Source organism: Stenotrophomonas sp. 704A1 (assembly GCF_030549525.1).
Classification (GTDB): domain Bacteria; phylum Pseudomonadota; class Gammaproteobacteria; order Xanthomonadales; family Xanthomonadaceae; genus Stenotrophomonas; species Stenotrophomonas tuberculopleuritidis.
Window position 1 is genome coordinate 579,011 of record NZ_CP130831.1, and the last position, 19,141, is coordinate 598,151.

At 63.8% G+C, this 19,141-nt stretch carries 16 protein-coding genes; 13 read left to right on the forward strand and 3 right to left on the reverse strand.

Annotation, left to right across the window (positions count from 1 at the left end; genetic code table 11):
- Positions 1-13 precede the first annotated feature (13 nt).
- Complete coding sequence (gene maiA, locus Q5Z10_RS02650) at positions 14-682, forward strand: maleylacetoacetate isomerase (RefSeq protein WP_303637806.1); 669 nt, start codon at positions 14-16, stop codon at positions 680-682.
- A 28-nt stretch (positions 683-710) separates the two neighbouring features.
- On the opposite strand, the gene Q5Z10_RS02655 is transcribed toward maiA, so the two are convergent.
- The 3 genes from Q5Z10_RS02655 to Q5Z10_RS02665 all read right to left on the reverse strand — a co-directional run bounded on the left by Q5Z10_RS02655 (position 711) and on the right by Q5Z10_RS02665 (position 4,729).
- Positions 711-2,207 (reverse strand): UdgX family uracil-DNA binding protein, encoded by a 1,497-nt coding sequence (locus tag Q5Z10_RS02655; RefSeq protein WP_303637807.1) that lies wholly within the window; start codon positions 2,205-2,207, stop codon positions 711-713.
- Positions 2,188-3,471, reverse strand: a complete 1,284-nt coding sequence (locus tag Q5Z10_RS02660; protein WP_303637808.1) for a putative DNA modification/repair radical SAM protein — start codon at positions 3,469-3,471, stop codon at positions 2,188-2,190. Before Q5Z10_RS02660 ends, Q5Z10_RS02655 begins: the two co-directional genes overlap by 20 nt.
- Positions 3,472-3,601: 130 nt before the next feature.
- A complete protein-coding gene (locus Q5Z10_RS02665) occupies positions 3,602-4,729 on the reverse strand; it encodes a PilT/PilU family type 4a pilus ATPase (RefSeq protein ID WP_303637809.1) in 1,128 nt (375 codons plus the stop codon).
- Between the two features lie 121 nt (positions 4,730-4,850).
- Here Q5Z10_RS02665 and Q5Z10_RS02670 point away from each other — a divergent pair, with 121 nt between their 5' ends.
- From Q5Z10_RS02670 to Q5Z10_RS02725, 12 genes are all read left to right on the forward strand, one after another.
- Entirely contained in the window at positions 4,851-5,216 is a 366-nt protein-coding gene (locus tag Q5Z10_RS02670; RefSeq protein WP_303637810.1) for a DUF4398 domain-containing protein, read from the forward strand.
- Positions 5,213-6,097 (forward strand): OmpA family protein, encoded by an 885-nt coding sequence (locus Q5Z10_RS02675; RefSeq protein ID WP_303637811.1) that lies wholly within the window; start codon positions 5,213-5,215, stop codon positions 6,095-6,097. The genes Q5Z10_RS02670 and Q5Z10_RS02675 overlap by 4 nt, the downstream gene beginning before the upstream one ends.
- 324 nt (positions 6,098-6,421) lie before the next feature.
- Positions 6,422-6,658 carry an HP1242/YdcH family protein gene (locus Q5Z10_RS02680; protein ID WP_079220527.1) on the forward strand — a complete coding sequence of 79 codons (237 nt, stop codon included), beginning with the start codon at positions 6,422-6,424 and terminating at the stop codon, positions 6,656-6,658.
- Positions 6,659-6,971: 313 nt separating this feature from the next.
- Positions 6,972-8,342 carry a pyridoxal-phosphate dependent enzyme gene (locus Q5Z10_RS02685; protein WP_303637812.1) on the forward strand — a complete coding sequence of 457 codons (1,371 nt, stop codon included), beginning with the start codon at positions 6,972-6,974 and terminating at the stop codon, positions 8,340-8,342.
- 123 nt (positions 8,343-8,465) lie between these two features.
- Positions 8,466-9,647, forward strand: a complete 1,182-nt coding sequence (locus Q5Z10_RS02690; protein ID WP_303637813.1) for a cystathionine gamma-synthase — start codon at positions 8,466-8,468, stop codon at positions 9,645-9,647.
- Positions 9,644-10,450 (forward strand): ABC transporter permease, encoded by an 807-nt coding sequence (locus tag Q5Z10_RS02695; RefSeq protein ID WP_303637814.1) that lies wholly within the window; start codon positions 9,644-9,646, stop codon positions 10,448-10,450. Before Q5Z10_RS02690 ends, Q5Z10_RS02695 begins: the two co-directional genes overlap by 4 nt.
- Complete coding sequence (locus Q5Z10_RS02700) at positions 10,440-11,810, forward strand: ABC transporter ATP-binding protein (RefSeq protein WP_303637815.1); 1,371 nt, start codon at positions 10,440-10,442, stop codon at positions 11,808-11,810. Before Q5Z10_RS02695 ends, Q5Z10_RS02700 begins: the two co-directional genes overlap by 11 nt.
- Positions 11,807-12,874 carry an acyltransferase family protein gene (locus Q5Z10_RS02705; protein ID WP_303637816.1) on the forward strand — a complete coding sequence of 356 codons (1,068 nt, stop codon included), beginning with the start codon at positions 11,807-11,809 and terminating at the stop codon, positions 12,872-12,874. Before Q5Z10_RS02700 ends, Q5Z10_RS02705 begins: the two co-directional genes overlap by 4 nt.
- A complete protein-coding gene (locus Q5Z10_RS02710; RefSeq protein WP_303637817.1) occupies positions 12,871-13,941 on the forward strand; it encodes an NAD-dependent epimerase/dehydratase family protein in 1,071 nt (356 codons plus the stop codon). Before Q5Z10_RS02705 ends, Q5Z10_RS02710 begins: the two co-directional genes overlap by 4 nt.
- Complete coding sequence (locus tag Q5Z10_RS02715; RefSeq protein ID WP_303637818.1) at positions 13,938-14,849, forward strand: glycosyltransferase family 2 protein; 912 nt, start codon at positions 13,938-13,940, stop codon at positions 14,847-14,849. The genes Q5Z10_RS02710 and Q5Z10_RS02715 overlap by 4 nt, the downstream gene beginning before the upstream one ends.
- The gene (locus Q5Z10_RS02720; protein WP_303637819.1) at positions 14,849-16,726 is read left to right on the forward strand and encodes a methyltransferase domain-containing protein; all 1,878 of its coding nucleotides are present in this window, start codon (positions 14,849-14,851) and stop codon (positions 16,724-16,726) included. Before Q5Z10_RS02715 ends, Q5Z10_RS02720 begins: the two co-directional genes overlap by 1 nt.
- Positions 16,727-16,830: 104 nt before the next feature.
- On the forward strand, positions 16,831-19,137 hold the full coding sequence (locus Q5Z10_RS02725; RefSeq protein ID WP_303637820.1) for a hypothetical protein: 2,307 nt from the start codon (positions 16,831-16,833) through the stop codon (positions 19,135-19,137).
- Positions 19,138-19,141 lie beyond the last annotated feature (4 nt).

Consider the following 19,141-nt stretch of genomic DNA (forward strand, 5'->3'; position numbering starts at 1 on the left):
CAGGGAGACGGCGATGGAGATCCCGGTCGACGACGGCATCGTGCTGTACACCTACTGGCGCTCCAGCGCTGCCTACCGCGTGCGCATCGGCCTGGCCCTGAAAGACCTGGCCTGGGAGGCGCGGCCGGTGCACCTGGTGCGCGACGGCGGCGAGCAGCACGACGATGCCTACCGCACGCTCAATCCGCAGCAGCTGGTGCCCACGCTGCTGCATGACGGGCATACGCTGACCCAGTCGCTGGCGATCCTGGAATACCTGGAGGAACGCTTTCCGCAGGCCCCGCTGCTGCCTGCCGATGCGGCAGGGCGCGCGCGGGTACGCGCGCTGGCCCAGCTGGTGGCCTGTGACATCCACCCAATCAACAACCTGCGGGTGATGCAGTACCTCGAGCGGGAGCTGCAGCTGCCCGCCGATGCGCGCATGCACTGGACCCTGCACTGGATGGCCGAGGGCTTCGCGGCGATGGAAGCGATGCTCACGGCCAGTGCGGATACCGGCCTGTTCTGCCACGGCGACCGCCCTGGACTGGCCGACATCTGTCTGCTGCCGCAGCTGTACAACGCGCACCGCTTCGGCCTGGACCTGGCGCCGTACCCGACCCTGCGCCGCATCGAAGCGGCCTGCCAGGCACTGGACGCCTTCGACGGCGCCCGCCCGGAAAACCAGCCCGACGCCGCCTGATGGGCCGCCGCGCTCGCCGGGCCCGGCGCTAGCGCTCGGACGTCGGTGGTAGCGCCGGGACATGCCCGGCGGATTCCGCATCGTCGGCCCGCAAGCGACGCAGGTCATCGCGGAACAGCCGGTAGGCCTCCTCACGCCGGGCGTCGTCGCCCTGCCGCAGCACCCAGGCTGGATGCACGGTGGCATAGCCACGGGTGCCGTCTTCCAGCGTGTGCCAGCGCCCGCGGTCGCGTGACAGCTGGAAGCCCGCGCCGAACACCGAGGCGGCCGCGGTCGCGCCCAGGCAGACGATCACCTGCGGCCGCACGCGTGCGATCTCGCCCAGCAGCCACGGCCGGCAGGCGTGCACGTGCCGGCTTTCCGGGCGCTTGTGCAGGCGTACCTTGCCGCGTCGTTCGTGGTGGAAGTGCTTCACCGCGTTGGTCAGGTACAGCGTGCCGCGGTCGATGCCGAGCTCGGCCAGCGCGCGGTCCAGCAGTTGGCCTGCCGGGCCCGCGAACGGACGGCCACACAGATCCTCGGTATCGCCGGGTTGTTCGCCGATCACCATCACGCGCGCATCGGCCGGGCCCCGGCCGAACACCACCTGGGTGGCCGGTTCCCACAGCGGGCACTGGCGGCAGCCGGCGGCCTGGGCGCGCAGCGCGCCCAGGCTGTCGGCGCTGGAAGCGGACGGTGCCAGCGCCTGGCGCTGCGGAATCTTCCGCTGTGGCGCCTGCGCAGGCCGGTCGTGCATTTCCTGCACGCGGTCCCCCGCATCGCGTACCAGGGCAGGCAGCAGCTGCGCCTCGGGCAGGTGGCGCCAGTACCGGGCCGGCATCTCCTGCAGCATCATCCGCGTGTTCAACCGCGCCGGGTTGAAGATGCTGGCGTAGTAGGTCTGCCACAGCGATTCGCGCGCATCCTCGGCCGGGGCGTCATCGCGCCGACCGCCCGGCCCGAAGGCCAGCGCCTGGCCATCCCAGTACACGCTGCGCGCGGGGGTAAGGATGGCCCAGCGCATGCCGGCGAAGCGGCGTGCGAAGAACGGCGCGACCCGCTCGACGATGTGGTGGTCCGGCTCGAACCAGGCGATGAACGCGTCGACCTGGCCGGGCACTTCCCGGAAGCGCACGAAGGCTTTCATCTTGTGGGTGTCGCGGCGCACCGCCTGGGCCATCGCCATCGCCCGCAGCACGTCGGCATCCGCCGGATTGGACAGCACGCCGCGCTCGCCGTGGGCGATGCGCCACAGCAGCCGGTACAGCAGGGCCAGGCGCTGCGGCTGGCGGTGGCACAGGCAGGTCGCGGCCAGTTCGAGGAAGTCGCGCGGCACGTTGGGAACGCTGGCGCCGGCGGGCAGGGGCGCCTGCTGCACGGCCGGCGCATCCAGCAGGGACGCTTCGCTGCCCTCCAGCCAGTCCAGCTGTTCCGGCGCGACGCCGCGCAGCAGCGCTTCGCGCGCAGCATGCCGCCAGGCGTCCAGCGAGGTCGGGGGATCCACCCGCAGCGACCAGCGCTGCGCGTCAGGCTGCCGGCGCTGCATCGAACAACGAGCCCTGTCGTGGTGGCGGAGCGAGCTGCGCGCGCAGCGCTGCCGGGTCGTCCAGCGCCCTGCGCGGGTGGTGGTCGGCCAGCAGCACGAACGGCAGCAGCTTGCTCAACGGCGCCTTCAGGCGCGCCACGTCGGCCACCCGCAGGCGACCGTGGCGGCGTGCCATCAGGACACGCTTGACGTTGCGCACGCCCAGGCCGGGAACGCGCAGCAGCAGTTCCTTCGGCGCGCGGTTGAGGTCCACGGGGAAGCGCTCCGGGTGGCGGATTGCCCAGGCCATCTTCGGGTCGATGTCCAGGTCCAGCATGCCGTCCCGGGTGGTATCGGTGATTTCTTCCACGCCGTAGCCATAGAAGCGCAGCAGCCAGTCGGCCTGGTACAGGCGGTGCTCGCGCTGCAGCGGCGGCGGCTGCAGCGGCAGCTGCCGGCTGGCATCGGGAATGGGGCTGAAGGCCGAGTAGTAGACCCGGCGCATGCGGTAGTTGCCGTACAGCGCATCGGCGCTGGCCAGGATCTGCCGGTCGTTGGCACCGTCGGCGCCGACGATCATCTGCGTGCTCTGCCCGGCCGGAGCGAAGCGGGGAGGGCGCGGGCGTGCGCTGCGGGTGGCTGTCGGCGCGACCACGGGCGGTGCCTTGCGCGCTTCCTTGGCTTCTTCGATGCGCCAGCGCAGCTCGCCCATCGCGCCGCGGATGGACTGCACGGTCTTCTCCGGTGCCAATGCGCTCAGCCCGGCCTCGGTGGGCAGTTCCACGTTGATCGACAGGCGGTCGGCATGGCGCCCGGCACTGGCCAACAGTTCCGGCGAGGCCTCGGGAATGGTCTTGAGGTGGATGTAGCCGGCGAAGCGATGGTCCTCTCGCAGCTGCCGCGCCACCTCCACCATCTGTTCCATGGTGTAGTCGGCATTGCGGATGATCCCGCTGGAAAGGAACAGGCCTTCGATGTAGTTGCGCTTGTAGAAATCCAGGGTGAGCGCCACCACCTCGTCCACGCTGAAGCGGGCGCGCGGCACGTTGCTGGACACACGGTTGACGCAGTACGCGCAGTCGTAGACGCAGAAGTTGGTCAGCAGGATCTTCAGCAGGGAAACGCAGCGGCCATCGGGCGTGTAGCTGTGGCAGATGCCCATGCCCTCGGTGCTGCCGATACCGCCACTGGCGCGCGAATCACGCTTGCCCGCACCGCTGGAGGCGCAGGAGGCGTCGTATTTGGCGGCATCGGCCAGAATGGCCAGCTTGCGGATGGTTTCCATTGAGGAAACCTACGGACAGGGGGTCTCATTGGATGAGACAGCCCCTTAACCCTTCAGGATCCCGCCGGGCATGGCCCGGCGCTGTCCCCGCGCGTCCGGTAGCGCCGGTCCATGACCGGCGCGCGCGCCGTCAGAAGCCGTGGGTGATCGTCGGCTGCCCGGCCGAGAAGTCGGCGTACGGGTCATGCTCGCCGCTGCCGCCCTCGGACAACCGGAACTTCAACGCCAGGCCGTCGCGCGAGTCGGCCGCGCGCAGCGCTTCCTCCTGCTCGATGGTGCCGTTCTTGGCCAACCGGAACAGGCACTGGTCGAAGCTCTCCATGCCTTCTTCCAGCGACGCCTCCATCGCTGCCTTGATCTCGTGCACCTGCCCGCGGCGCAGCAGGTCGCGGATCATCGGCGTGTTGATCAGCACCTCGGTGGCCGGCAGGCGGCGCCCTTCCTTGTTCTTCACCAGGCGCTGGCTGATCACCGCGCGCAGGTTCAGTGCCAGGTTCATCAGCACGTTCTTGTGCGCGCTTTCCGGGAAGAAGTTGAGGATGCGCTCGATGGTCTGGTCGGCGTTGTTGGAGTGCAGCGTGGCCAGGCACAGGTGCCCGGTCTCGGCGAAGGCGATGGCTGCCTCCATCGTCTCGGCGTCCAGGATCTCGCCGATCAGGATCACATCCGGCGCCTCGCGCATCGCGTTCTTCAGCGCATTGTGGAACGCATGGGTGTCCAGCCCCACCTCGCGCTGGTTGACGATGGACATCTTGTGCTTGTGCAGGTACTCGATCGGGTCCTCGATGGTGAGGATGTGCCCGGTGGTGGTGCTGTTGCGGTGGTCGATCATCGACGCCAGCGAGGTCGACTTGCCGGAACCGGTGGACCCCACCACCAGTACCAGCCCGCGCGGGGTCATGATGACGTCCTTCAGCACCTGCGGCAGGTTGAGCTCTTCGATGCTCGGAATCCGGCTGCGGATGGCGCGGATGACCATGCCGACTTCGCCGCGCTGCTTGAACACGTTGACGCGGAAGCGCCCGGCGTCTGCCAGGGCGATGGCCATGTTGAGCTCCAGGTCGCGTTCGAACTGGGGCACCTGGCCCTCGTCCATCAGCGAATAGGCGATCTTCTTGACCATGCCGGGCGGCAGGCCGGTGTTGCCGAGCGGATACAGCTTGCCCTCGATCTTGATGTAGACCGGCGCGCCGGTGGTCAAGAACATGTCCGAAGCGTTCTTTTCGGTCATCAGCTTCAGGAAGTAGCCGATATCCATCGCGAATTTTCCCCAACGAAACTGCCGGCGCCCGTTGCAAGCACGGTACCGGCTTGACGACAATGGCCGTGAACCGACAACCGGTACGGCCTCCCCAATGAAACGACTTAGCTTCGCACGAATGCGCCACAGCCTGTATGTGATGGCGTTTGCATTCGCACTGTCTGCTCCTGCCTGGGCGCAGGACGGCGCGCTGGAACTGGCGCAGGCCCGGCAGGCGGTGGACAAGGCCACCCAGGCCGACGCCGACCAGTACGCCCCGGACCTGATCGGGCTGGCCCGCCAGGGCCTGGAGCAGGCCCAGCGGGCCGCGGGCGACCGCCGCGAGCGCAAGAACGCGCCGGCGATGGCGCTGCGCGCAGCCGCCGACGCCGACCTGGCCCGCGCCCGCAGCGAGGAAGCTACCGCCACGGCCCAGCTGCAGCTGCGCCGCAACGAGGTCAACCAGCTGCAGCGCCAGCTGTCGACCGGAGAGGACCGCCGATGAAGACGCTTTCCGTCGCAACCCTGGCCGTGCTGCTGGCGCTGCCGGCGCTGGCCGCGGCCGCCGACAATCCGATGGTCGGGCAGCTGAGCCAGCGCCTGCAGGCGATCCAGGCCAATCCGGACACCGCCGAGCTGGGCGCCTTCGAGCGCATGCAGGCGCAGCAGGCCATCGCCACCCTTGACAAGGCCAAGCGCCGCGACCAGGAACTGGCGACCTACCTGGCCGAGCGCCGGGTCGAAATCGCCGAAACCGCGGTGCGTGCGGCGCTGGCCGCGCGCGAGGTCGACCGCCTGGAGCGCACCCGCAGCGACCTGCTGATCGAAGCCAGTCGCCGCGACGCCGCCCGTGCCCGCCAGGAAGCCGAGCAGCTGCGCATGCAGGCCCAGATGCAGGCCGAAGAGGCTGAGCGCCTGCGCCTGGCCGCCGAGGCCGAGACCCTGGCCCGCCAGGACGCCGAGAACGCCCTGACCAGCGTGGCCGGCAAGCAGCAGCAGCGGCTCAGCGCGGCCCAGCAGAATGCGGCCAAGCTGGCCCGCGAGGAAGCCGAGCTGGTATCGGGGCAGAAGCTGCCGGGCTCGAAGTTCGACGGCCGCGGCGAAGTCTTCACCTTCGCCGGCGATGCCTTCGCCGCAGGGGCCGCCAGCCTGTCCGGTGGCGCCCGCAACCAGGCCAAGGCGCTGGCCGAGTACCTGAACATCGGCAAGAAGGGGCGGATCCGCATCGAGGCCTATGACAGCGCCAATGGCGTGGGCCAGAAGCGTGCCGAAGCCCTGCGGGATGCCCTGGTATCGGCCGGTGTCGCCAGCAGCCGTATCCAGCTCAGCGGCAAGAAGGCGGCGTCCACCCGTGCCCGCTCGGCCGAGGTCGTCATCGCACCGTAATTGCTTGAATTTGTTTGTTTTTCGTTGCGTTGAGTATTCAGCCTGAACCCCGCCCCGGCGGGGTTCGGTGTTTCCTGTCGCAGGGGCTTGAACCCCGCCCGGAGCAAGCGTAGGGTCAATCGTCCGGGACGCAATGCCGCGGACCGGACGATGGGAGGGCCGGGCCGATGCACGCAGGGCGCGAACCGCAGCAGACCGACATGCGCAGGCCAGTGCTGCAGGTCGTTGTGGGCACCCAGGCGGTCATCGACCGGCGCTCCTCCATGAACAACGCCCCGTGCCTTGCGGCCGGGGCGTTCGTGTATCTGTCGAAGGAGGTCCATCATGTTTGAAGATCAGCCCCAGAGCGAGATCGACGCCCGCCGCGCGCGCGATCCGGAGTTCCGGGCACTCCATGACCAGCACCGCAAGTTGAACAAGAAGTGCATGGACGCGGAGCTGGGTGTACTCCCGATCGATGATGTCACCCTGGGTCGCATGAAGCGTGAGAAGCTGCTGGCCAAGCAACGTCTTCTGCGAATGTACGAAACACCGCTCGCCACGACGTCCCCCACGCATTGACGCACGCTGTCATGCCCGGAGCGGCATGACCCGGCCAACGATGGCCCCGCCAGGCGCACCTGCCCTGGCCACGCGGCGGTACCGATAGCGGCCGCCGCGCCAAGGCACCACATGCGGTGGTGCCTTGGCCTGCAGGCCATGCGGCCTGGACACGTCCACCGGTGCGGGCGGTACTGGTCTCCTCGTCGATCCGGGGCCGTCCGCACCTTTTTCTCCCGGGCCGCTGCCTGGCCATCGAACCGGCCTGACTTTCGCCGCCATCCGTCGGATAATCATCTGTCCGGCCCTGCGTGGCGCGAACCGAAAGTCCCCGATGCCCATCCATTCTTCCGTCCTCGAACTCATTGGCCAGACCCCGATCGTCAAGGCCCAGCGCCTGGACGCCGGTGTCTGCGAGCTCTACCTGAAGCTCGAAAGCGCCAACCCGGGCGGATCGATCAAGGACCGCATCGGCCTGTCGATGATCGAGGCGGCGGAGAAGCGTGGGGACCTGAAGCCGGGTGCGACGCTGGTGGAGGGCACCGCCGGCAACACCGGCCTGGGTCTGGCGCTGGTGGCCCAGCAGAAGGGCTACAAGCTGATCCTGGTGGTTCCGGACAAGATGAGCCGGGAGAAGATCTTCAACCTGAAGGCGATGGGTGCCGAAGTGCGCCTGACCCGCTCGGACGTGGCCAAGGGGCATCCGGAGTACTACCAGGACCTGGCCAAGACCATCGCCGAGCAGACCCCGGGCGCCTACTTCATCAACCAGTTCGGCAACCCGGACAATCCGGCCGCGCATGAATTCGGTACCGGCCCGGAGATCCTCGAGCAGATGGGCGGCGAGCTGGACGCCATCGTGTTCGGCTGCGGCAGCTCCGGCACCATGACCGGCCTGTCGCGCGCGTTCGCCACCCTGTCGCCCAATACCGAACTGGTCCTGGCTGATCCGGTCGGCTCGATCCTGGCCGAGTACATCAATGACGGCGTGCTCAACGACAAGTCGGGCAGCTGGCTGGTGGAAGGCATCGGCGAGGACTTCCTGCCGTCGATTTCCGATTTCAGCCGTGTCACCAAGGCCTATGCCATCACCGACGCGGAGAGCTTCCATACCGCGCGCGAGCTGCTGGGCAAGGAAGGCATCCTCGGCGGTTCCTCCACCGGCACCCTGCTGGCGGCGGCACTGAAGTACTGCAAGGAGCAGACCACGCCGAAGAAGGTGCTGGTGCTGGTCTGCGACACCGGCAACAAGTACCTGTCGAAGATGTACAACGACTACTGGATGCTGGACAACGGCTTCCTGCAGCGCCCGCAGCACGGCGACCTGCGTGACCTGATCCTGCGCCCGTACGGCCAGCGCGACACCGTGGTGATCGGCCCCAACGACCTGCTGACCACCGCCTACCAGCGGATGAAGCTGTATGACGTGTCGCAGCTGCCGGTGATGGACGGTGAGCAGCTGGTCGGCATCGTCGATGAAAGCGACGTGCTGCTGCATGTCTACGGCGATGAAGCGCGTTTCCGCGACACCGTTGCCACCGCGATGGTCAGCAAGCTGGACCGGCTGGACGTGAAGTCGCCGATCGAGGCCCTGCTGCCGGTGTTCGACCGCGGCCAGGTGGCGATCGTGATGGACGGCGATGCCTTCCTCGGCCTGATCACCCGCATCGATCTGCTGAACTACCTGCGCCGGCGCGTGCAGTAACCGCCGGATCGCCGTAGATCGCGACTGAATTCCGGTTTATCCGCGTCAAAGCTCGTTAAGGCCGCGCTGATAGACTCCCGCTCCTTTGACGGCGCCGGCCAACGGCGCCATTCAGGAAACCACATGTCCAACCCTTCTTCGCCCGATCGCGCGCTCGCCCTGGCCACCCTGGCCATCCATGGCGGCCAAGCGCCCGACCCGAGCACCGGGGCGGTGATGCCGCCGATCTACGCCACCTCGACCTATGCCCAGTCCAGCCCGGGCGAGCACCAGGGCTTCGAGTACTCGCGTACCCACAATCCGACCCGTTTCGCCTATGAGCGCTGCGTGGCGGCGCTGGAAGGCGGTACCCGCGGCTTCGCCTTCGCCTCGGGCATGGCGGCCAGCTCGACCGTGATCGAGCTGCTGGATGCCGGCAGCCACGTGGTGGCGATGGATGACATCTACGGCGGCAGCTTCCGCCTGTTCGAGCGCGTGCGTCGGCGCACCGCCGGGCTGGATTTCAGCTTCGTCGATCTGACCGACCTGGCTGCGTTCGAGGCCGCCATCACCTCGAAGACCAGGATGGTCTGGATCGAGACCCCGACCAACCCGATGCTGAAGATCGTCGATATCGCCGCGGTCGCCGCCATCGCCAAGCGCCATGGCCTGATCGTGGTGGTGGACAACACCTTCGCCTCGCCGATGCTGCAGCGCCCGCTGGAGCTGGGCGCGGACCTGGTGCTGCATTCGGCCACCAAGTACCTCAATGGCCATTCGGACATGGTCGGTGGCATGGTCGTGGTCGGCGACAACGCCGAGCTGGCCGAGCAGATGGCCTTCCTGCAGAACTCGGTGGGCGGCGTGCAGGGCCCGTTCGACAGCTTCCTGGCCCTGCGCGGCCTGAAGACCCTGCCGCTGCGCATGAAGGCCCACTGCGCCAACGCGCTGGCGCTGGCCCAGTGGCTGGACAAGCACCCGGCGGTGGAAAAGGTGATCTACCCGGGCCTGCCCTCGCACCCGCAGCATGAACTGGCGGGCAAGCAGATGGCCGGCTACGGCGGCATCGTCTCGATCGTGCTGAAGGGTGGCTTCGAAGCGGCCAAGCGCTTCTGCGAGAAGACCGAACTGTTCACCCTGGCCGAGTCGCTGGGCGGTGTGGAAAGCCTGGTGAACCATCCGGCGGTGATGACGCATGCGTCGATCCCCGTCGCGCGCCGCGAGCAGCTGGGCATCAGTGATGCGCTGGTAAGGCTGAGCGTGGGTGTGGAGGAGTTGGGGGATCTGCAGGTGGATCTGGAAAGGGCGCTGGGAGCTGCTCAATGAGCATGGTCGACGGAAAGGGGCCCTTCCGAGACCTCTGGATCAATCGCGCCCTCATGCAGCGAATGGTGCGTCGGGATATTCGGGGGCGCTACCAAGGCTCGGTATTTGGCACGTTGTGGTCGTTCGCTACACCGTTGATGCTGCTGTGTGCCTATTGGTTCGTGCTGGGTGTGGTGCTGCAGGCGCGGTTCGGAGCCACCCCTCAGGTAGCCTATCCCGTCGTCCTGTTTTCTGGATTAATCATCCACCTTTTCTGTGCTGAGGTTGTTGGGCGTTCCCCTGGGCTGATCTTCGAAAACGTCACCTACGTAAAGAAAGTCGTATTTCCACTAGCTGTCCTGCCCTGGATGACACTTTCGACTGCGTTATTCCATCTGCTGGTGAATCTGTCGATTCTACTTGTGGGGCAACTGCTGATCGTGGGAAGCATTCCTGCGACGTGGCCTTTGGTGCTGCTTGTCATCTTGCCCCTTCTGCCGCTATTGCTTGGGCTTAGCTGGCTGCTTTCCGCATTCTCGGTGTTCCTGCGGGATCTTCAGCAAGTGGTCCCCCTGATGCTGACAATGATGATGTTCCTGAGTCCGATCTTCTTCCCCATGGAGATGATTCCCGACCAATACAAGCCATTCATGTTCATTAACCCAACCACTGCCATTATTCTTCAAGTCAGAGCGGTCACTATCCTCGGAGAACTGCCGGACCTGCAGATGCTGGGAATCTACTCGGTTGTCTCGCTGACGGTCATGGCACTTGGCTACTGGACGTTTTCGCGCACGCGAAAGGGGTTCGCCGATGTCCTCTGAGCATTCGGTCATTTCCGTGGAAGGAGCCTGCAAAAGCTTCCTGCTTTACGATAAGCCGTCGCATCGCCTGTGGCAGATGTTGCTGCGCGGCCGGCGTCGGTTCTACCGTGAACATGAAGTGTTGCGAGACATCAGTTTCGACGTTCCGCGTGGTCAGACCATTGGTCTTGTTGGGCGGAACGGAGCAGGGAAATCCACGCTTCTGAGCATTTTGTGCGGGACTTTGACCCCTACGGCCGGAAAAGTGCAGGTCCACGGACGGGTTGCGGCTTTGCTGGAGTTGGGTGCCGGCTTCAACCCGGAGTTGACCGGGCGTGAGAACATTGATCTGTGCGCGCAGATTTACGGTTTGAGTGAAACCGAGATTGAGGCGCGGCGGGAGGACATCATCGATTTCGCCGACATCGGTGAATACATTGATCGTCCGGTGAAGGCCTACTCCAGCGGCATGTTCACCCGGCTGGGCTTTTCTGTGGTCGCGCACGTGGACGCCGACGTGCTGATCGTTGATGAAGCGCTGGCTGTGGGCGATGCCTACTTCGTCCAAAAGTGCATGCGCTTCCTGCATGGTTTCCGGGCAAAGGGCGGTACCCTGGCGTTCGTCAGTCATGACATGGGCTCGGTGACAGCGCTGTGCGATCGTGTGATCTGGTTGAGGGATGGCCGCGTGGCAATGGACGATTCGCCCAAAGCCGTCGCGGCCGCCTATCTGGCTGATCTTTACAACGTCGGCGATGAGATGCCTGCCACCGCTCCCGGCGAAGGTGGGCCACCGCCAGTGCTGCCCATTGAACACTCGCAACCAGAATTGGAAGTGGATGCCCGCCAGCCATGGCTAAACCACACTAACCTGCGCAACGACATCGAGGTATTCCCGTTCCTGCCGGCCCATGATTTTGGGCAGCGAGGCGCGGAATTCCTGGGCGGGGGACTGTACGATATCGAAGGACGGCGGATGTCCTGGGTAGTAGGCGGCGAGCGGGTACAGCTCCAGCTCAGGCTCTCGATCCACGCCGCCATCCGCTCGCTGATCGTCGGCTTTGTGGTGAAAGACAAGCAGGGCCAGCCATTGTTTGGCGACAACAGCTATTTGAGCTACCGGGACTTCCCGGTCGCCGCCGACAATGGCGACCGCATGGAATTCACGTTCGACTTCCGCATGCCCATCCTGCCAGCGGGGGACTACTCGATCAGCGTTGCCGTAAGTGATGGCGTGCAGGAAGATCACATCATGCATCAATGGATCCACGATGCGCTGATACTGAGCAGCCGCGCCAGCAGTGTGGCCACCGGCCTGGTGGGCATTCCGATGCTTGCTATTCACTGCAGGCGTCTGATTGGGACAGACTCGATACCATGAACCGCGAGAACAACTTCGATGCGATGCGCATCATTGCCGCGCTGGTGGTCATCTTTGGCCACGCGCACCCGTTGTCGGCCCAGCCCGATCCACTGCTCCTGGGCAATTCAGTGCAAAGCGTGGCGGTGAAGATATTCTTCGTTGTCAGTGGTTTTCTGGTCGCCAAAAGCTGGCGCTCCGACCCGAACATCGGGCGATTCCTCCTGCGTCGTGGACTACGTCTGTTCCCGGCGCTGATTGTACTGTTGCTTCTGACTACCCTTGTTCTCGGACCGGTGTTCACCTCGCTGCCCCTGTCGGAGTATCTCCATCATCCTGGAGTTCGCCACTACTTCTTGTCCAACCTGCTGCTCAGCCCGGTCTATGCATTGCCGGGCGTGTTTGCAGACAATATTTACCCGAATGCGGTGAATGGTTCGTTGTGGAGCCTGCCGGTCGAAGTATCGATGTACCTCATCCTGCCGGTGATAGCGATGCTGGCAGCACTGGCGCGCAGCAAGACTGTGTTCGTAGGCATCGTAGTGTTCGGCACCGGACTGAGCCTCAACTACGTGCTGTCCACGCCAGCCCAGGACCAGATTGTCCTATGGGGTACTGGCTCTATTTCTGTGGCTGACGTCGGCCCCTATTTCTTCCTGGGTGCAGTTTTCGCAGTGACGCGGCTGGAGAATGCCCTCAATCAAGGCGGTGCACTTTTCCTGGTGGCCATCGCCGCGCTGTTCCAGCCATCAGCGTATTGGATGCAACAGGTTCTGCTGATGCTTGTGCTGCCCTACGTCGTGTTGGCGTTTTCGACCACGGCCACACCGTGGATTTCCAAGGCCGGCCGTTTCGGTGATCCTTCATATGGTATCTATCTCTACGGATTTCCGGTTCAACAGGCGTTGTTCAACGTTGCAGGTCCCAGCATGGGTCCGTTGGAAAACACCGCCATGGCCGTGCCCATCGTTGTCGCGCTTGCTTACATGTCCTGGTACACGGTCGAGAAGCGTGCACTGTCCTACAAGCCCAGCAAGCGCCCAGCTGCTGCTCGTGAATCAAGCAAGGAAATAGTCGAATCATGAAGGATTGCATCCTGATTACCGGCGGCGCCGGTTTCATCGGTAGCGCGCTGTCGCACCTGCTACGCGCTGAAGACCCGCGGCCTATCGTGGCGATAGACGTAATGCACCCGCAGGTGCACCGCAGCGGGAAGCGTCCGCCAGAGCTGCATTCCGAGGTTGAACTGATCGTTGCCGACATCTGTGAACCGGAGAGCTGGACGGCGTTCCTCGCCCAATGGCGCCCGTCGCTCGTGGTCCATCTGGCCGCCGAAACCGGCACAGGACAGTCGCTCAACGAGGCCTCTCGCCACACCCACGTCAACGTTACCGGCACGGCACGGATGCTTGATGCGTTCGCTGAAGTGGGTCATGTGCCAGGGCGCATGGTGTTGACCAGCAGTCGCGCCGTTTACGGCGAGGGCATCTGGGAAACAGAGGGTGGCCAGAAGATTCATCCAGGACAGCGTTCCAAGCAGATGCTCGATGCCGGTCAATGGGATTTTGCAGGTGCGCATGCGCTGCCGTTCCAGGCCGATCAGACGCCCCCGGGGCCGACCAGCGTTTATGGTGCGACCAAATTGGCCCAGGAGCATATCTTCAACGCGTGGGCGCTAAGCTTCGGTGCGGAAGTGGCGATTCTCCGGTTGCAGAACGTCTACGGCGCAGGACAGTCGCTGGATAATCCGTATACCGGAATCGTCTCGTTGTTCTCGCGGTTGGCCAAGGCTGGCCAGAGTATTCCGTTGTATGAAGATGGCCTTATGCGGCGCGATTTTGTCTACATCACCGACGTGGCCCGAGCGGTGTTCGCGGCCACGCGGCACCCGGCAGCTGTGGGTAATGTGTTCGATATCGGGTACGGCCATCCGACCACGATCAAGGACATTGCCGATGTCATTGCCCGTCACTACGGCGCACCGGCTCCTCACGTATGTGGAAAATATCGTAACGGCGATGTTCGTCATGCTGGCTGTGAAGTGGCACGTAGCCGGACGCTTGACTGGAGCCCGCAGGTGAGCCTGGAAGAGGGTGTGCGGGAGCTCTGTGACTGGATCGACGAACGTCTGGCTGGGGGCGCGCGCGCATGACCGTGTCTTTGCCCAAGCTGGGCCGGCTGCGGGTCAACTCGGTGCTGTATGGCAACGAGCCTGATCGCATCACACAGGCTATCAGCCATCTGGAGCGCGCCGCGTATGTGGCCTTGCGCGCGGGCGTGTTCGACCAGGTTGAGCTTGCCTACGGCGACTGTTCACCGCGCGAAGAGCTGCGCGATACGGTGCTGGCTGGCAATGCGGACGGTTCTGCGCTCGCGCGCGTGGAATATGTATTCTTCGATGCAAACTTGGGTTCGGCGCAAGGACACAATCGACTGCTGGAACTGGCCAACTCTGAGTTCGTGTTGATCATGAACCCCGACATCATGATGGCACCCAATGCGTTGGTTGAGCTTGCGCGGTCGTTCAACGACAACAAGGTCGGCATGGCAGAAGCGAAGCAGCTGCCCATCGAGCATCCGAAGGTCTATGACCCGGTGAGCGGCGAAACATCCTGGGCCGCTACCGCGTGTACCCTAGTTCCTCGCCACGTCATCAATGCGTTGGAAGGATTCGACTACCGGACCTTTTTCCTCTATTGCGACGATGTCGACTTCTCCTGGCGGGTCAAACTCGCCGGGTACAAAGTTGTCTACTGCCCGGGTGCCGCAGCATTTCATGACAAGCGTCTTGGGCCTGAGGGAAGCTGGGTAGTGGGGTGGGCTGAGAAGTACTATTCAGCTGAGGCGGCGTTGCTGCTTGCCTACAAGTACAGTCGTGATGACCTAGTAGCTGAAATATCCAACCACTTCAGCACCAGCGGCGACGACGTATGGTTGAAGGCGCTGGCGGAGTTCCAGAGAAGGAAGGCAGCAGGAGAGCTGCCGGTCCAGCTGGATCATGACCGCCGGGTGGCGGTGTTCACCAACGGCGCCTATGCCAACCACAGGTTTGCAATGTGATGGAAAACTACGACAACGGTTTCGCGCCGGACAATGTCTACGGGCATATCGCTGACTTGCTTGCCAGCTTCGACCCCGCACCGGGTCAGTACTTTCTCGATTTCGGCTGTGGCTTTGGCCGCCTCGCTGAAGTGGTCGTCCAGCGGCACGGGGTGCACTACATTGGGTTTGATATCAACCAATCGGGTCTGGCGTCCCTGCGTAAGCGCGGTTTCCAAGCCGTCGACCTGGATCTGGGCGATGTCGAGGAGGCTTTCGCGCGCGTGCTGGAAGTACTGCCCGACGGCGCACAAGTCTGCGCGCTATGCACCATTGACACCATGGAGCACCTGCCTGATCCGCTGGCGGCACTGAACCTATTGGGTAGAATCGCGCGGCAGTGCGTAGCCCCCTTGCTGGTCTCGGTGCCCAACGTCGCGCATCTGGACATCGGTGCAAAACTCCTCATCGGTCGCTTTGACTACACCGAAGCTGGGTTGCTCGATCACACCCATATGCAGTATTTCACCAGCGAGCGCTTCTCGCAGATGATGAACAACGCCGGCTGGCATGAGGTTGGGCGCAACGACGTACAGATGATTCGCAGCGACCAGCACTTCCCGGCAATGCTCCCGGTGCTGTCTCCGGCCGCGCCACTGGCACTGCTGCTTGCCGGGCTGCGTGCTCAGCGCGATGAGTTCGCCCATGTCAATCAGTTCGTCCGCGCTTATCTGCAAGGACCGGCGGTGGTGCGGGGTGAGCGCGTTCCTTACGTGGAGCAGCGCGAACCGACTGGTCCGTTCCTGTCCGTAGTGATCCGCACCGTCGGTAAGCGTGTCACCACGTTGCGAGAGTCATTGCTGTGCCTGTCGGCGCAGACCTGCCAGGACTTCGAGGTGATCATTGCGGGTCACAGCCTCGACGTGGAGCGCCAGATTGCAGTTGAAGGGGTCATCGAGGAACTGCATGCCGACTTGCGCCAACGCACGCGCTTGCTGAAGGTGGATGGCGGCGGACGCTCGGCGCCCTTGAATGCGGGTTTCTTGGCCGCAACAGGTCGCTACGTCGCCGCCTTCGATGATGACGATCTACTCTTTGGTGACTGGGTGGAGCGCTTCAAGGGATTGGAGTCTTCCAATCCAGGACAGTTGCTGCGCGCAACCGCCATCGCACAGGACTGGGATCGCGTGCGACAGTCTGGCCGCCCCCCCGTCTCGCGTGCAATCAGCGGGATGAAGGCGCTATATCCGCCTACCTTCGAACTGCTGGCCCATATCGTTGAAAACCGAACCCCGTTGCACTCGATCGCCTTCCCGAGAGTGTTGTTCTCCGAACTCGGGTATCGGTTCGACCCGGAACTGAGCACTGCTGAGGACTGGGACCTGATCATCCGGGTGGCGCCGCTTTGCGGTGTCGCCTGTACGCCTGCAATCACCGCGATGTACCGGTTATGGAAGGACGGCGACAACTCTGCCAGCAGCCACGACCAGTTCGAGTGGAAGAGTAACTACATCAAGACGTTGCGCAAGATTGACAACTCGCCATTGCTGCTCCCGGCCAAGTCCGCGGTCAAGCTGCGCAAAATGTACCTGGAGCTGGAGCGCCTGCAGGGTATGGTTGAACTTGGGGACGATGTGGCGTTCCTGGATGACGTCCAAACTGACGACGCCCAGCGCTTGGCCGCGCTGCGTGATCGTTACCACGATCTGGTGACGTCCAAATCGTGGCAAATCACCTCGCCGATACGCGTGCTTCGGAACATTCTGGCCAAGCGGCCTTGGCAGCGTGATCCTAAGGTCTGGCAGATGAGCGAGCGCGACCTTGAGTATCGGATCAGGATGATCCTTGCCTCATCTTCATGGCGCTGGACACGTATCCTTCGCGGCTTGAAGGGTTGACGCGGCACCATCGGCAAAGAACATAGCCCACCGGCGGCAGCGCGGGTGGGCAGGGCACGTGTCGTGCCGCTGCACTAATTGGGCACTGGGAGTCTGGGGAAGGAATGCTCGAGTTGATCGTACCCGCTGTGGCATGTGTGGGGTTCTTGTGGGCCGCCCGACGGGCGTCCAAGGGACTGAGTGCAGGGGTATTGCCTGCCTGCTTCACGGTTTGGCTGGCCCAGGTATTGTTGGTGGGTTACGTACTCAGTGCAGCCGATCAGCTTGCCAACCCCTGGTGGTGGCTGTTGGGCTGCATGGTGACTGCGGCGGTCATAGGGTGGAGGTTCCGGCGGGGTGATGTGGTTGTGCAGGAACGGTACGCCGCGCTTGCCGCGCGCTGCCCAGAAACCGTCCTCCTTGGCGCCGCTTTCGTGTTGATCGCACTGATGCAGCTAGCGGTGATAGTGGCGGCGGCTCCGCACAACACCGACAGCATGACGTATCACATGTCGCGTGTTGGTTACTATCTCCAGCACGGCAACATCAATGCATTCGAATCGAACTTCTGGGCGCAGTTGATGCACGCCAAGAACAGCGCCCTTTCGATGACCTTCATTACTTTGGTCGCACAAGGGTGGACCAATGCGGCGCAACTGCTGCAGTACGTGTCCTGGTTCGTGTTGGGTCTGTGCCACTTCGGCATCTCGGTAAGGCTGGGAGCAAGTCACAAGGCGGCGCTGATCGCCTCTTTGGCTGGCAGCTTGATCGTGGAAGTGATCATGCAGGCGACGACCACACAGGATGATCTCTTCATCACCGCGTTGGCCGCCTCGTTCCTTTATTTCGGAATAGGTGCCATTGGCCAAGGGTCGCGGCGAGAGGCATTGCTGGCCGCCGTAGCCGCAGGCGTGGCGATCGGTACAAAGATCAGTGCGATACCGCTGCTGATGGCTGCGGCTGTGCTGCTGGTGGCAGTCACATTTCATCTGCGCGGCAGCATGGGCATCTTCCCTTGGGCCAAGCGCGTCATTGTTATCGGCGCGCTCGGCCTGATCGGCTGCCTGGCATTCGGCCTTCCGGCTGGATACTGGGAGAATGCACGGGTATATGCCAGCCCCTTGGGGGATCCGGCAGTCCTTTCCAGCAAGTCGCTTGGAGACCACGGACAGATATCGCAAGCCGAGCTCGGGCTGATCAACGCAGCCCGCTTTGGCTTGGACTTCATCGACGCAAGCGGCGTCCCGCAGAGTCAAGCCAGTAGTGCAGCAGTTGATGCAATCCGTTCTGTTTACATCGGCGCGGTGCAAAGTGCTGGCATCGACCTCGCGCACGCGCCTACCTTGGCGCCCCCCTATGACATCGCCCGCGTCCCATTCGCCGCGCATGAAGATTTTTCATACTGGGGTCCTTGGGGGCTTCTCTGGTTTCTTCCACTTGGAGCGTGTGCGCTCTTTACGCGGCGCTCTTGGCGCATGGCGCTGCTACTGGTTGCCGCTGGCGCCGTCTTCGTCGCTTTCCAGTCATTTGCGGGTATTTATGATCCCTGGCGGGGGCGGTACTTCATCCAGCTTGTGGTCTTCGCTGCCCCACTGGCGGCGCTGGGCTGGGACGGCATCCATTCGCGACGCTGGGCACGTGCTCTGCTGATCGTCTCGGCCACGCTGTGCTGCCTGGCCTCGGTCAACGCAGTGCTCGACCGGCACAATTCTCCCTGGTGGAAGACGCTGCATATGACCTGGGTCCAACAAGTGACGCGCAACACAGGCGAGTTCGAACGTGCTTTCAACGAGATAGAAGCTGAGGTGCCGCAGGATGCGTCGATCATTGTTTCACTTGATCAGGCCTACAGCGAATTCCCGCTATTCGGGCCGCGCCTGACGCGACGGCTCTACCCGGCGCCAACCATGGCGCGCATGCGCGAACTGATAACGGCCGGCGTCGGCGACTACATCATCTTCAATCAACTGCTGGTGCCGAGCGAGCATGACTGCGCCTTGGGCGCGGGTGTATACCTGCGCCCGTTGAAGGGCCTCCGGCCAGCCTCGTGTGTTGCCGCAGTGAGCCCACGCTTGAAAGATATTGAAGTCATAGACGATGCGCTGCGGCGCTATCGACTCGATCATGGCAGCTATCCAGTGTCCGACGGCTGGGACGGATTCATGAGCCGCTGGGGCAATGCGGGATCGGACTGGATCGATGCGCTCACTCCCGGCTACCTTCCAGAGTTGCCAGTAGCGCGTCGTCTGTCGGCAGACGATTGGGCAATGTACCTCTATCGCTCCGACGGCACGGACTACAAACTTGTCGTCGTTGCTGCTTCCGACGCCGCTGACGTCATCAGCCTCTCTCCTCAGCTCAGGGACCCGGCATCGGATGCCGGTGCTTATGGTGTGTGGAGCGAGGGGGCCCGAAACTGGCGAGTCGAGTAACGGC